Source organism: Caulobacter sp. FWC2, from assembly GCF_002742625.1.
In the GTDB taxonomy this organism is placed as follows: Bacteria; Pseudomonadota; Alphaproteobacteria; order Caulobacterales; family Caulobacteraceae; genus Caulobacter.
Genome location: NZ_PEBF01000001.1, coordinates 3,985,486 through 4,000,001 on the forward strand (window position 1 = coordinate 3,985,486; position 14,516 = coordinate 4,000,001).

A 14,516-nucleotide genomic window follows, 5' to 3' on the forward strand; every position below is an offset into this window, starting at 1 on the left:
GGATTTCGACTCGTTCAGGCGGCGGCCACGCCGTCCCGGATGAAGGCCCGGTCGGCCCAGACGCTATGGGTGCCGCTGGACAGCTTGTGCGGCAGGGCGATCCGGACGACTGGCCCCTCCTCGAAGCGCTTGCAGTCGATCAGGATGCACTCGGACGTCTGCTTGTTCTCGTCGATGATGAAGCTGACGAGATAGCCGTCGTCCTCGTCCACCGCCCCGATGCGCGGCACGAACGGCGACTCGCTGGCGTAGCGCCCCTCCGGCAGGTTGACGCTCCAGGACTCGCCGGTCTCCAGGTCGTGCTTGACGAAGCCCGTGAACAGGAACCAGCCGGGCTTGGCGGCGGTCGAATAGGCGTAGCGATACGGCTTGCCTGCATAGCGCTGGTTGAACATGCCGAACTCGAGGATCCGCTCGTCCAGATGCTTCTCGGTGGTCTCGCCGGTTTTCAGGTTGAAGCGCCAGCGGTGCAGCTTGGGCTTGAAAGACTGCTCGTCCAGGAACGCCATCAGGTGGCCCATGCCCTCGGGCGCGTCGGCCAGCGGCGGCGGGGTCGGATCTTCCTGGAAGTAGCCGTCCATGACGATCTCGTCGCCGTCCTCATAGGCGTTGAGGAAGTGCAGGATGTAGGTCGGCGCGGCCTCGAACCAGCGGATCTCGTCCGAGCGTCCGTGGCGCGGAATGATCCCGAACCGTGACGGCAGGTGCCGGTGGAACCGCGTGGCGTGGATGTTGCGCTTCAGCAGTTCCGCGTCCCAGAAGACCGGCAGGTCGTTGAGGATCGAATAGTTGGTCGTGAAGACCATGTCGTGCGGCAGGCGCGGCCCGGGCAGGTCGATCGGCACGTAGTGGGTCGTCTTGCCGTGCCGGTCGACCACGCCGTAGTGCATGTACGGCGCGTGCTTGGAGTAGTTGAAGAACAATAGCTCGCCGGTGGCCTCGTCGATCTTCGGGTGGGCCGAGACGCCGTCCAGCGGTCCCCAGCTGGCCACGCCGCCCTGCTCCAGGGTTTCCGGATCCAGCCAATAGGCCTCGCCGCACTGGTAGAAGGTCGAGACGATCTTGCCGCCGTGCACGACGACGTCGGTGGACGAAGCGTCCTTCATGCCGCCATGGCAGCCGAAGCCCGGCCGCGTCGAGACGCCCGGACCATCCATGAGCCCGCCCCACAGCGAGCGGCCGGCTTCCTGCTCGGCCTGGAAGCCGCGGGTGCGAACGAATCGGTTGCGGTACTCGGCGCGCCCTTCGCGCAGGCTGATCATATGGACCATGCCGTCGCCGTCGAACGGGTGATAGCGGCCCAGCGGGCGGTGGACCGGGTTCTCGGTGTTGCGGATGTAGACGCCGTCGATGTCTGTCGGGATCGCGCCCTCCAGCACGGTCAGGTCGGTGGCGTTGACCTCCTCGTGCTGAGGCGTCCACGGCCCGGACATATAGGGGTGATTGCTTTGCCCAAGCGTCGTCAGAACGGGGGGCAGGCGCTCCAGCTTCATCGAGGGTCTCCCAGTGGCGAGGCGACGTGACCGCGCCTCTTGCCACGACCCTAGCACCATGGTCTTGTTATGCAAGTAATGTCGTAGCGTCATCCGGCGCATAAAAAATCTCGGGAGGAAATCATGAAGATCGCAAGCGTGGTCGCGTCGCTGACGCTCGCCCTGGCGATTGCGTCCCCGGCCTTCGCGCAGGACACCGACGCCAGCCGCCTGGCGGTGGCGCGCGACATGATCGCGGCCTGGAAGCACGCCGACTGGCGCAAGGTCGCCGACCTGTTCGCCGAGGACGGCACGCTGAAGTCGATGATGGTCGCGCCGGTCAAGGGCCGCACCGCGATCTACGATCGCATCGCCGCCCTGGGCAAGGGCGCGCCGGGCGGCGTCACCCTGGACATCGCCCACATGGGGATCATCGACAATCTGGTGTTCATGGAGCGGACCGACCGCTTCGTCTACAACGGCCATCCCGGCGCGGTCCCGGTGGTCGGCGTGCTCGACATCAAGGACGGCAAGATTGTGGAGTGGCGCGAATATTACGACCGCGCCAGCCTGGAAAAGGCGCTGAAGGGCGAACCCTGAAGCGCCCGCGGGCGCGGGACCTTCCCGCGCCTACCCTACCCGCTCGAGAACCATCGCCGCGCCGACCCCGACGCCGCCCGTCGCCACCACCAGGCCCGTCTCGGCGTCGAACTGGGCCATGTCGTCCAGCAGGGTCGTGGTCAGGATCGCCCCGGTCGCCCCCATCGGATGCCCCATCGCCAGGTGCCCGCCATTGGGGTTGAGGCGCTCCGTATCAACGCCGTAGTCGCGCTCGAACAGCACCGGCACGGCAGCGAAGGCTTCCATATATTCGACGACCCCGACCTCGCCGAGCGCCATGCCCGCCCGTTCCAGCGCCTTGCCCATCGCCACCGGACCCGCCGTCAGCTGTAGGACGTGATCGGCGGCCGCCTCGCCCAGGGCGCGGATCCGGGCGACCGGCGTCAGGCCCAGCCGTCGCCCCGCCTCTTTCGAGCCCAGCAGCACCAGCGCCGCGCCGTCCGAGATCGGCGGGCAGTGGGCGATGGTGTGCAGATGCTCAACCTTCCCAAGCTCCGGGAAGCTCTCCAGCAGGATGTCGTCATAGCCTTCCGCGCCCGTGACGGCGAACACCGGGCCGAAGCGCTCTAGGGACTTGCCGTCGCCGAAGTCGCGGATGTTCTCGTCGCGATCCAGGGCCACCGTCTGGTCCGCGTTGAGGATCGGCACGACCCGATTGGCATAGCGGCCCTCGCGCCAGGCGGAGGCGGCGCGCTGGTGGGACTTGAGCACGGCGGCGTCCAGCGCGGCCCGCGTCAGGCCCTCGCGCGTCGCCAGCATATCCGCCGCCAGCCCGACCGGCGCCCAGGCCATCCGCCTGGCCAGAGCCATGTCGGTATAGAAGTCGGCCTGGTCGGCCAGGAACGGCGTCTGGGACATCGACTCCGCGCCCCCCGCCAGGGCCAGATCGACCTCGCCGGCAGCGATGCGCCGCGCCGCGTCCGCGATCGCCGACAGGCCCGAGACGCAGAAATTGTTGATCGTCAGGCTCGACACCGCGTCAGGCAGGCCGGCCTGGATCCGCGACGCCAGCGCCAGATGGCCGCCCTGCACGCCGAACTGCGTCACGCACCCCAGGGTGAAATGCGCGGCCGCATGGACCGCCTCGCGACCGTTCCTGACCTCCAGCGCTCGCACGAGCTGCGCGATCAGCCCCGCCGGCGTCACCCCAGCCAGCGAACCATCCGGACGCCCCTTGCCGCGCGGCGTGCGCACCGCGTCGAAGATGTAGACGTTCATCCAGCCCTCCCCGGAAGTGAGTATTCGTTTAAAAGTCTTTTTAACGAAGTGACCCAGATTCCGGAAGAAAGCAATCCTGCCGCGAGGGGACGTTGGCCTACCGCGCGCCGACCAGGCCGTTGGCGGCCAGGAACGCCAAGGCCTCGCGCTCGATCCTGTCCTGCTCCTCCTTGGGGAACTTGCCGTGCACGCCGCCCGGCACGGTGTGGAGGCGGTTCACAACGCCGGCCTTGTCCAGGTCGGCCTTCAGCGAGGTCGAGGCCTCGTAGGGCACGGTTGGGTCCGCATCGCCGTGGACGATGAACACCGGTGGCTGGCTCTTGCGGACATAGGTCGCCGGCGACATCGTCGTCCACAGCGCCTCCGACCCCGCGCCGATCCACCGCGCGGTCGACGGACTCTTGAACGCACCCGGAAGGTCGGCGCGCAGGTGGAAGGGTCCGTAGAAATCTAGGATGGCCGGCACGGTGGGCTGGTCGCGGCAGGCCAGCAGATCGATGTCGTTGGCCTTGGGCAGCATCCCCGCCATCAAGGCCAGGTGGCCGCCGGCCGAGGTGCCGTAGGGCACGACCCGCCTGGCGTCGAAGCCGTAGGTCTTGGCGTTGGCCTTCACCCACGACAGGGCGCAGCGGACGTCCTGCACCGCCGCCGGCGCCGTTGCGACATCGCTCAGCCGATACTCGACCGTGACCACCGAGAAGCCCGCCGCCAGATAGGCGCGAAAGCCGCCCCAGCCCGCCGGCTTCTCGCCCTTCCACCACGCGCCGCCGTGGATATAGACCAGCACCGGACGCGGTCCCTTGAAGGCGGTGTTGCGATAGACATCGAGATGCAGGTCCTTGCCGCTGGCCTGCAGGTAGACGACGTCCTTGGTCGTCTCCGGCGCCGGGACCGCGACCGGCGGAGCCGGATCGATAGGGGCCTGGGCGGCGACGGGCGCCGCGCTCAGCAGGACGATGGCGGCAAGCGCTTTGGCGATCATCGAGGCCTCTCCCATCAGCTCATCAACAGGCCGCCATTGATATCCAGGCAGACCCCCGTCAGGAAGCTGGACTCGTCGCTGGCCAGATAGGCCACCGCATCGGCGATCTCGGGCGCGCGGCCCTCGCGGCGCAAGGGTGTGCCGGCCGCGACGCGGGCGCGGACCTCGTCCTTGGAGAAGGTATCGTGGAAGGTGGTGCCGATCATGCCGGGGCACAGGGCGTTCACGCGGATGCCGTTGGGACCCAGTTCCTTGGCCATGGCCTTGGTGAAGGTCATGATCGCGCCCTTGGCCGTGGCGTAGGCCGTGGCGCCGGGACCGCCGCCGTCCTTACCGGCTTGCGAGGACAGGTTCACGATCGCCGAGCCGGCGGCCATGTGCGGTACGGCCGCCTTGGTGGTCAGGAACACCGAGTTCAGGTTCAGGTGCATGACATGGTCGAAGAAGGCCTCGTCCATCTCGTCGAGCGTCTTGCGGGCGACCATGCCGCCGGCGACGTTGACGAGCGCGCCGATCGGGCCGCCGAAGGTCGACAGGGCTGCATCTACCAGGGCCTGCACGTCGCTGGCCGAGGTCATGTCGCCCTTCAGGATCAGCGCGCGGCCGCCGGCGGCCTCGATCTGCGCCAAGGTCGCCTTGGCGCCCTCCTCGCTGCCGAAATAGTTGATCGCGACATTGGCCCCTTCGGCCGCCAGCTTCAGCGACACGGCCTTGCCGATATCGCGCGCGCCGCCGGTGACGATGACGGTCTTGTTGGTGAGGCGCATCAGGAATTCACTCCGTTGGTCGTGCGGGCCGCGAGGGCGGGATCGACGAGGCGTTCGCCTCGGCCGCCCAAGAGCCAGATGGAAAGGATGGAAAGGGGAACCAGGCTGGCGCCCATGACGAAGACCGGGGCGTAGCTGACCTTGGTGGCCACCGGGACGATCCAGGTGGTGATCAGGACCCCGGCCACGGCGGCGGTGCCGCTGATCCCAGCCAGGGAACCGACCGACCGGCCGGGCAGGTAGTCGCTGGGCAGGGTCTGGATGTTGTTGATGGCGATCTGGAAGCCGAACAGGATCACGGCGATCAGCAGCACCGCGTGCAGCGGCGTGGACGCGCCGATGGTCAGCAGCAGGGCCGGCAGCATGAAGACGCCGCCCAGGGTCATCGCCCACATGCGGGCCTTGACGGGACGCCAGCCGCGGCCGATCAGCCAGCCGGAGATCCAGCCGCCGAACAGGCTGCCCGCCGCCGCGCCCACATAGGGCACCCAGCCGAACAGGCCGATCTGCTTGATGTCGAAGCCGAAGCGCTCGGCCAGATAGATCGGCAGCCACGAGACGAACAGCCACCAGACCGGATCGATGAAGAAGCGGGCCAGGATCAGACCCCAGGCCTCGCGGTGGCGCAGCAGGCCCAGCCACGTCGGCCGGTAGTCGACCTCGGTCTCGCCCGAGGTCGGGCGCTGGCCGGTCAGGATATGCTCGCGCTCCTCGTCCGACAGCCACGGATGATCTTCAGGCGCGGCTCGGCAGATGATGGCCCACGGCACGACCCAGATCACGCCCAGCAACCCGATGACCAGGAAGGTCGCGCGCCAGCCAAAGCTCAGGAACAGCCAGGCGATCAGCGGCGCCGAGATGATCGCCCCGACCGAGGCGCCGGCGTTGAAAATGCCTTGGGCGAAGGCGCGCTCGCGCACCGGGAACCACTCGGCATTGGCCTTGGCCGCGCCGGGCCAGTTGCCGGCCTCGCTGACGCCGAGGGCCGCGCGCAGCACGCCCAGCGTCAGGATCGACCGCGCGACCGAGTGCAGGGCGATAGAGGCCGACCAGGCCAGGATCGACAGCATGAAGCCGACCCGCGTGCCCAGGGCGTCGAAGATCTTGCCGAAGATCGTCTGGCCGGCCGCGTAGGACAGCATGAAGCAGGTCAGGATGAGCGCGTACTCTTCCTTGCCGACGCCCATGTCCTTGGAGATCTGCGGCCACATCACGGCCAGCGCGTTGCGGTCGATATAGTTGATCACCGTGGCCAGGCCGACCATGCCAACGATCAGCCAGCGAAGGCCCTTGAACGTCCCCGAGCGGCTCATTGTGCAGGCTCCGCCAGACCGGAGAACCCGCTCCAGGCGTAGGCGCCGGCGGAGGTCGTGACCCGGTGCTGCTTGGTGGGATCGGCATCCCAGGAGACCCCGATCGCCAGCGTCTTGCCGGAGTTGAGGCGGATGAGGACGAGGTCGGCGCCGTTCTCCGACACGCGCTCGACCGCCTTGACCGAGGCGATGGTGTCGCGGGCGTATTCCTCGGCGGCGCTATAGGCGCCGTGCGGCTCCAGAACCCCCGCCACCGTGAAGCTGTCGCGATCATCGCCGCGCAGGATGAAGGCCCGCTCGTTGCGGAGATTGTAGTTGGGGTCGTTGGCGCCCAGTTCGGTCAGGACCACCTGATCGACATCGCCGGACGCGAAGACGTAGTCGTAGAACCGGCCCCGGTCGAACCAGGAGACGCGCGCCCCGTCCTTCACCGGCGCGCGGCCGCGATCCCACAGGTGCTGATAGCCGTCGGCCTTGCCCAGCGGCTTCAGCTCGCTGATCCCGCCCTGGACCTTCAGGCCGGAGTCGACGATCTGGCCATCATAGTGCAGCGGCAGGTCGAAGCGGTGCTTGCCCGCCCCCTCTGCGCGGACCAGATCCAGGACGATCGGGCGCCCGACCTCTTTCCGGTCGATCAGCGCCATGGCGCGGCGGTAGCGCACGCCGGGCCAGGCTTCATCAATGCTGGCGGCAGTCATCTGGACGCCGTCCTTGGCCTCGAAGGCCAGCAGCGTCGGCCAGTGGGCCTCGCCGGTATCAGTGTCGCCGCCGAACTGGCTCTTCTCGTCGACCACCAGGGTGTTGTGGGCGACCGTCTGCTGCGCCCAGCTGTCGTTTTCGGGCAGGTAGCGGCCGCCGGCCTTGGCCTCGACGTTGAGGAACCGCGCCGAGCCGTAGTCAGTCACGACCTCCTGGCCGGCGTCGTAGAACATCCAGGACAGCTTGTCGAAATGGCCGTGCCCCATGCCCTGGGACGTCGCCTTGAAGACCAGCGCCTGGTCCTTGGGCTTGGGACCCGAGCGCAGCACGACCAGCGCGCCCTTGTCGCCCTTGGCCCCGTCGCGCAGCTTGATCGAGGCGAAGGGGAACGGCTTGGCCTCGCCGCGCGCGATGGCGGCGGCGACCTCGCGGCCCTCGGGGCTCAGCACCACCGAACCCTGCTGGATGGCGATCGACAGCAGGGCCGGATCCTTGGTCGCGGCATAGGTCACCGCGACGCCGTGGACTAGCTCGGGGGTGTCGATCCCCTTGTCCTTGATGGCGTCGTTGATCGGGAACAGCAGACCGCCGTAGCTCTCCTGAAGAGTGGCGTAGACCGCCTTGCGCAGCACGCCGTCGCGATAGTCGAGGATCTTGCGCGACGGGTCGTGGCGCTGGATCGACTGGGCCAGCAGCAGGAACGGCGACAGGGCGTAGCGCTGATAGTACGGGCCTTCGGCATAGTAGCCGTCGGGCGAGAACAGCTCCTGCAGCTGCTTGTAGAAACCCGACTTGCCCGAACCGTCCAGGCCGTAAAGGGCCTGCTTGACCAGACCCTCATCGCCGATCGCGTAGCCGGTCATTCCGACCGCCGCCAGCGCCCAGGTGCCGTGATTGTGGATGCTGTCGAAGGTCTTGGCCGAGCCGGTCGACAGGAACGCCGCCATCGGCCGGAACACGCCCGCCTCGATGGTCGCCCGGTCGGCGGCCGGGATGGCGTCCATCACCGCCTCATAGCCCTGGATGGAATTGACCAGCCATACGCTGTCGTTCAGCACCTGCCAGAACAGCCTGCCCGCAACCTGGTTGGCGCGCTTGGGATGCAGCGGCAGGGACGGATAGAGCTTGGCGTAATCCAGCAGCACCCGCCGCACCAGGTCGGCATAGGCCTTGTCGCCGGTCTGCCGGTACAGCATCCCCGCCTCGTAGATCAGGCGGTAGTTGTCCTTGTGCCGCTCGTGGGTGTAGCCGCCGCCGGCGTCGGCTGGGACCGGCACGTCGATGGTCTTGCGCAGTTGCGGATCCACGAAGGCCTTGCTCTTGGCCAGGGTGGCGGCGAACAGCGGCGGGACCTGAGCCGAAGCGACGGGCGTGGGCTTGGCCGGCGCGGCGGCCTGGGCCGCTCCAGCCAGGGCCAGGGCCGCGAGGCCAGCGAAGAGATGGACGCGTAACTTGGACATCTGACCTACTTGCGCTGATCGACGATCTCGAGCGCCGCGCCGGTGTTGCCGGCCTCGCTGAGATCGGGCTTGCCGACGTGGAGGGTGACGCGAGCCGGAGCCGCGCGTTCGAAGAGATTGCCGTCGAGGCTCACGAGCTGCACGCCGTTCAGCTTCATCGACGGCTGGCCCGGCGCGACGTCGCGAAACGCCGAGCCCTTGACCCGGACGCGGGGACCGAAGGTGCTCTCGTCGGTCCCGCCCCGCAGGATGTCGAGCACGGGTCCGCCCAGGCGCGTGAATTGACTGCCGGTGATGTCGACCGTCTCGGCGCCGTAGAGGCCCGAACCGCCCGTCTCGCTGGAGAGGTCTAGCACCGTTCCGCTGATGTCCGAAAAGCGCGAACCGCTGATCGTCACATGGTCAGCGAAGGTGTTCTTCTCGCCCTTCAGCACGGCGAAACCCTTGCCGGTTTGCAGGTGCGAGACCTCGGTGTCGACCAGCTCGACCGCGTAATTGCTGAGCGGATAGCTGGCGCTCGCGCGGATCACCGCGGCGCCGATCGCATCCGGCGCGCTGGCGCCCGACAGCCGCAGGCCTTGCAGCTTCAGAGCGCCTCGGCCGACCAGGTTGAAAAGCGTTGCGCGCTCGAAGGTCACCACGGGTTCAGCGCCCTTCGCCGCGCGAAAGGTCAGGGGTCGGCTGATCTCGATAACGCGGCGCTCGGCATAGTCGCCGGTCGCCAGCTCGATAATGTCGCCCGTCTTGGCGCTGATCGCGGCGGCCGACAGCTGGTCCTGCCCGGGCTTGATCTTCAGGATGCGGCCGCTGTCGAACGCGACGGTCCGGTCGCCCTTCGGATACCAGGCCACGCCGGTCTCCTCGCGCGCCAGCAGTCTGACCGGCGCCTTCAGGCCCAGGGCCTTGCGCGCGGCGGCGTCGGGGTAGACGCGGCCGTCCGGCAGGGTCTGGCGACCGATCGCCTTGGCCTCGAAGCCCGAGGCGCCGGTCGGCGGCGCCACCCCGTCGACCCGGTTGTCGGCGAAAGTCAAACCGTCGATCGGCGCTGTGGCCTTGAAGATCGCCTCGCCGCCCGAACCGAGGAAGACGTTGCCGAAGAGCACGCTTCGCGCCGGCGGCAGGGTGCGCTCCTGGTCCGCGCCGGCCCCGAAGACCACCGCCCTCACGTCGACGAAGATGTTGTGCTCGATGCGCGCGTCGAGGACCTGATTGTAGCGATTGAGCGGTGAGTTCGGGACGCCGTTCATCAGCACCAGGGCTCCGGTGAAGCCATCGCCCCGCAGGCCCTGGAAGTAATTGTTACGCACCGTCTGGCCGGCGTTGATCACCCGCACCCCGCCGGTATGGGCCACGCCGCCGCCCAGGAAGACATTGTCCTCGACCAGGTTGCCGTCGCCGTGGCGCAAGACCAGCGAGCCCTGCGAACGAACGAAGACGTTGCGACGATAGATGTTGCCGCCGGACTTGTTCGAGACGATCTCGACCTCGCCGCTACAGCCTTCGAAATAGTTGTCCTCGACCACGGTCAGGGATTGGGTGCGCGAGAACTCGCTGGTCCCGACCCGGATGGTCTCGCCGCCATTGGACCCCAGCGGGGGACGCGGGCCGAAATAGTTGTGGTCGATGCGGTGATGATTTTGCTGGCTCTGGAGCGAGTTCAGCACCACCGCCAGGGTGACGCCGTTGTTCAGCTTGCCTTGCAGGTGATTGTGATCGACGCGGTTGTTCTGGCCGTACAGTCCGATCCAATAGTCCGAGGCGGCGCGGTCGGGCTTGTTGAACCCGTCGATCACCGTCTCGGTGACGCGGGAGTCGAACGCCAGCTCGCTGTCCTGGCGAAACGCGATGACTTCAGACGACGGACTGAAGCCGTCCTTGAAGGTCAGGCCCGAGACGACCAGGTGCCGGCCGGCGATACGCAGGTTCGACTTGCCGGAGATCACCACCTTGCCCGGCGTCTGGGCCCGCAGCGTGATCGGCTTGGCGGGCGCGCCTTGGCCGGTGAACACCATCTCGAAATCGCGCCAGACGCCGTTGGCCAGCACCACCGAGTCGCCGGGGGTCGACGCCCGCACCGCCGCCGTGAACGCTTCTGGGGTGCGCACCAGCCGCTCGGCCGCATAGGCGTGAACGGAACCGGCCAGGGCGCCAAGGCCCAGCAGAGCGGCAAGGCTCGAGCGCAGGTCTGCCAATCGATGTCCTCCCGCCCGAAGCTGTGATCGCTTCCTTCGTCCCGCCAAACCCTCGCCGCGCGAGGTGCGCTTGCAAGGCAACGGGACATCTCCAGCCGACCATCTGAGCGATAAGCTGTCAACCAATTTGTCGACCAATTATGGCACTCAGCCTGCGAGGCCGCCTAAAGACATGGATTTTCAGCTCGCGCGCCCTAGGCGGCGCAAGGGCTTGCGAGCCTTACAACGACGCTCTTCCGGCAGCGGCAAGCCACACCCCATTGGGGCTCAGCAAAGGGAGGCCTCAGGAAAACGGCGTCATGGGGAGTTGACATTCCCGCTCAGGGGGTCAACCAAATAGGTAAGCCAAATTTAGAAAATTGGTATTCGGGGAGGATGAGAACATGAACAGCCATCCAAGGCGCGCCGGTGTGCGCGCCATGCTGCTCGCATCGACGTGCCTGGTCATCGGCTCGGGCTTTGGCCAGGCCTTCGCACAGGAAGCGCCGCCACAGGACCAGAGCGCGGCCAAGGGCGCCGACGAGGTCGAGGCCGTGGTCGTCACCGGCTATCGCGCATCCCTGCAGAGCGCGCTGAACATCAAGCGCCAGTCGGACGTAATGGTCGACGCCATCAACGCCGAGGACATCGCTGACTTCCCCGACGCCAACCTAGCCGAGTCGCTGCAGCGTATCCCCGGCATCTCGATCGACCGCGACAATGGCGAAGGCCGCACGATCACCGTGCGCGGCCTTGGCGGCGACTTCACGCGGGTGCGCATCAACAACCTCGAGGCGCTGTCGACGGCGGGCACCAACGACACCAACTCCACCGCGATCAATTCCACCCGGACCTTCGACTTCAACGTCTTCGCCTCGGAGCTCTTCAACAGCCTGAAGGTCCGCAAGACCGCCTCGGCCGAGACCGACGAAGGCTCGCTGGGCGCCACGGTCGACCTGCAGACGGGTCGACCGTTCGACTATCGCAAGGACCGCTACGCGCTCTCGGTCGAGGACGCCTATTACCAGAACGGCAAGCACCACAATCCACGCCTGGCCGGCCTGTTCTCCAAGCGCTTCGCCGACGGCAAGATGGGCTTCCTGGCCTCCGCCGCCTATTCGGAGAAGGACTCCGAAACCGATCAGTACCGCCGTCAGATCGTGACCGGCGAATATGTCTATCGCTCGGCCACCTGGGCGACGCTTGAGAACCCGCGACGCGCTGGTTTCTCTGCGCCCGTCGGCACGCTGTTCACCAACCGCGTCTCGAACCCGACCGCGACGAATCCCGGCGGCACGGTGTCCGCCACGGCCGCCATCACCAACCCGGCCTATATCGACGCGGTGACCGGCTCGGACCCGACCGCCTACGCCCTGCTCCACCCGTCGCTGGATGGCTCGCAGATCATCTTCCCCGCCCTGGCCGGCCCCGAGCAACAGGACCTGCACCAGAAGCGCCTGGGCCTCACCGCGGCCTATCAGTGGGATATCTCGTCGCGGACGCGCCTCACGATCGATGGGCTGCATTCGAACCAGAAGAGCACCTCGACGCTGAACCAGCTGCTGCCGTTCGGCCTGAACCGCAACAACACCAACGCGACCTACGCCACGGCCAACGCCTCGACCGCGCTGGCCTCCAAGCGCGGGCTCTATCCGGGCACCTGCACCTACACGGCCGGCGGACCCTACGCCTCGCCGATCGATTGCGGCCAAGCCACCTATGGCGGCGCGCTCGTCGCCGGCACCAGCTTCTCGTACAACCCCAACAATCTCGACGTCTACGACTACTACAACGCGCCCGGCTCGCCCGGCTACGTCGCCTCTGCGGACGGCCTGGCCATGCGCGCCCAGCAGATCGGTCGCCCGGCGACGGACGTGCTGGCCGCCCATGTCACCAACGGGGTCGCCGACTATCTGCAGCTGCGAAACCTGGACTGGGCGGCGCGCGCCGATCAGGGCAGCTACAACACCACCTTCGACCAACTCTCGTTCAACCTGACCCACGAGTTCAGCGACCGGTTCAAGGCCGACTTCACCTACGGCGCCTCGCGCTCCAAGCTGAATTCCTACGGCAAGATGGCCGAGTGGGGTCAGTTCGACCAGCCCGCCACCTTCACCTATGACGAGCGCGGCGGCGGCGACATGCCGATGTTCGACGCCGGCTTCAACGCCGCCGATCCCAACCAGTGGACGATCCTCAAGGGGGTCTCCTTCCTCCGCTACCACAAGAAGGTCGTCGAAAACCGCTACAACTCTTGGAAGGCCGACTTCACCTGGGAGCTCAGCGACAACCTGACCCTGAAGTTCGGCGGCACCCAGCGCGACTATCGCTTCTCGACCTCCCAGACCGAGCGCCAGAACGTCCAGATCAACCCGACCGAAAAGGAAGCGGGCGTCTCGATCGCCAGTCTCGGCAAGGTCATCAACTTCGGCCAGGGCCTCGACGTGCCCGCCGGCACGACGACGTCGTGGTTCGGGCCGGACATCGAGAAGTTCGACGCCCTGTTCGGCTTCACCTGCGAGTGCATCAACAAGTGGGGCGACTGGCGCCTGACCCAGTTCCGCCAGCAGGGGCGCGAAACCTTCGCGGTGCAGGAGAAGACCGAGGGCGCCTACGGCCAGGTCAACTTCAACTACGATTTCCTGGACGGCTGGAACACCTTCGGCAATCTCGGCGTGCGCTACGCCAAGACCGACGTCGACTCGACCGGCCGCTCGACCGGCGGCCGGACCGTGCAGGGCGGCAATTCCTATTCCGACATCCTGCCGTCGTTCAACATCGCCATCCGGCCGCGCGACAATCTCTACTTCCGGTTCGGCGCGGCCCAGACCATGTCGCGCCCGACCCTGCAGCAGCTGGCTCCCACCATCACCCAGCTGACGATTCCGGAGGGCGGCATGACCTCCGGCGCCACCCTGACGATCGGCAATCCGAAGCTGTCGCCCTTCCGCGCCAACAATTTCGACGCCGCCGTGGAGTGGTACTACGCCGAGGGCGGCCTGATCTCGGTGGCGCTGTTCAAGAAGAAGATCGGCTCCTATCCGCAGACCGTTCGCTTCTCTGCGCCGCTGTCGACCTTCCTCGACGCCGAGGGGCTTGCGAGCCTGATCGAGCAGTTCGGCGCCAACAGCGACCAGGCGGCCTATATCCGCGGCGACTATGACGCCACCGCGCGCCAGTTCCGCGACGCCCCCGGCGGGGAGCTGAAGGGCTGGGAGATCAACTACCAGCAGGCCTTCACCTTCCTGCCTGGGCTGCTGAAGAACACGGGCATCCAGCTCAACGCCACCCACATCCAGTCCGAGCTCACCTACATTCTGGATCCGGGCACCGACACGACGCCGGCGACCCTGGGCAAGGCCCCCTGGCTCGGCGCGTCGCCCAATGCGCTGAACCTGACGCTCTATTACGAGGACAAGCGCATCAACACGCGCGTCTCCGTGGCCCAGCGCGACGGCTACTACACCACCTATCCGCTGGTGGCCGGCGCCTGCGCGCCCGGCGTCGTCGGCGGGGTGGCGTGCGATACGCCGCTGATCAACGACTTCGGCGGATCCAAGGACACGCTGAATGTCGACTTCTCGTTCAGCTACAAGCTGTCGGACCGCGCCTCGTTCTCGATTGAGGGCCTGAACATGACCAACCAGGCGACGAGCCGGTACTACTACGCCGACAACCCCGTGGCGGCGCTGTACGGCTCGCCCGGGCGGCAGTTCACGATCGGGTTCCGCTTCCGGAACTAGGCCTTGGTCTATCAGGGGTATACCGCTTTGGTTCACCCCTGATAGAACCTTCCCATGGCCTGTCAGCTTG

9 protein-coding genes are annotated in these 14,516 nt (G+C 67.1%); 2 read left to right on the top strand and 7 right to left on the bottom strand.

Annotated elements, in window-relative coordinates:
- Positions 1 to 14: 14 nt before the first annotated feature.
- Positions 15 to 1,493: a carotenoid oxygenase family protein gene (locus CSW62_RS18955; RefSeq protein ID WP_099580486.1), complete on the bottom strand. Its 1,479-nt coding sequence runs from the start codon at positions 1,491 to 1,493 to the stop codon at positions 15 to 17.
- Between the two features lie 123 nt (positions 1,494 to 1,616).
- Here CSW62_RS18955 and CSW62_RS18960 point away from each other — a divergent pair, with 123 nt between their 5' ends.
- On the top strand, positions 1,617 to 2,072 hold the full coding sequence (locus tag CSW62_RS18960; RefSeq protein ID WP_099580488.1) for a limonene-1,2-epoxide hydrolase family protein: 456 nt from the start codon (positions 1,617 to 1,619) through the stop codon (positions 2,070 to 2,072).
- Positions 2,073 to 2,102: 30 nt separating this feature from the next.
- Here the strand turns inward: CSW62_RS18960 and CSW62_RS18965 are convergent, their stop codons facing one another.
- The 6 genes from CSW62_RS18965 to CSW62_RS18990 form a co-directional block, all read right to left on the bottom strand.
- Positions 2,103 to 3,311, bottom strand: coding sequence for an acetyl-CoA C-acyltransferase (locus CSW62_RS18965; RefSeq protein ID WP_099580490.1), 1,209 nt, complete (start codon positions 3,309 to 3,311; stop codon positions 2,103 to 2,105).
- A gap of 97 nt (positions 3,312 to 3,408) precedes the next feature.
- A complete protein-coding gene (locus CSW62_RS18970) occupies positions 3,409 to 4,293 on the bottom strand; it encodes an alpha/beta hydrolase (protein WP_158235468.1) in 885 nt (294 codons plus the stop codon).
- 14 nt (positions 4,294 to 4,307) lie between these two features.
- Complete coding sequence (locus tag CSW62_RS18975; RefSeq protein ID WP_099580494.1) at positions 4,308 to 5,060, bottom strand: SDR family NAD(P)-dependent oxidoreductase; 753 nt, start codon at positions 5,058 to 5,060, stop codon at positions 4,308 to 4,310.
- Positions 5,060 to 6,373, bottom strand: coding sequence for an MFS transporter (locus CSW62_RS18980; protein WP_099580496.1), 1,314 nt, complete (start codon positions 6,371 to 6,373; stop codon positions 5,060 to 5,062). Before CSW62_RS18980 ends, CSW62_RS18975 begins: the two co-directional genes overlap by 1 nt.
- Complete coding sequence (locus CSW62_RS18985; protein ID WP_099580498.1) at positions 6,370 to 8,532, bottom strand: alginate lyase family protein; 2,163 nt, start codon at positions 8,530 to 8,532, stop codon at positions 6,370 to 6,372. Before CSW62_RS18985 ends, CSW62_RS18980 begins: the two co-directional genes overlap by 4 nt.
- 5 nt (positions 8,533 to 8,537) lie before the next feature.
- On the bottom strand, positions 8,538 to 10,724 hold the full coding sequence (locus CSW62_RS18990; RefSeq protein WP_158235469.1) for a polysaccharide lyase 6 family protein: 2,187 nt from the start codon (positions 10,722 to 10,724) through the stop codon (positions 8,538 to 8,540).
- A gap of 383 nt (positions 10,725 to 11,107) precedes the next feature.
- Here CSW62_RS18990 and CSW62_RS18995 point away from each other — a divergent pair, with 383 nt between their 5' ends.
- Positions 11,108 to 14,446 carry a TonB-dependent receptor domain-containing protein gene (locus tag CSW62_RS18995; protein ID WP_099580503.1) on the top strand — a complete coding sequence of 1,113 codons (3,339 nt, stop codon included), beginning with the start codon at positions 11,108 to 11,110 and terminating at the stop codon, positions 14,444 to 14,446.
- Positions 14,447 to 14,516 lie beyond the last annotated feature (70 nt).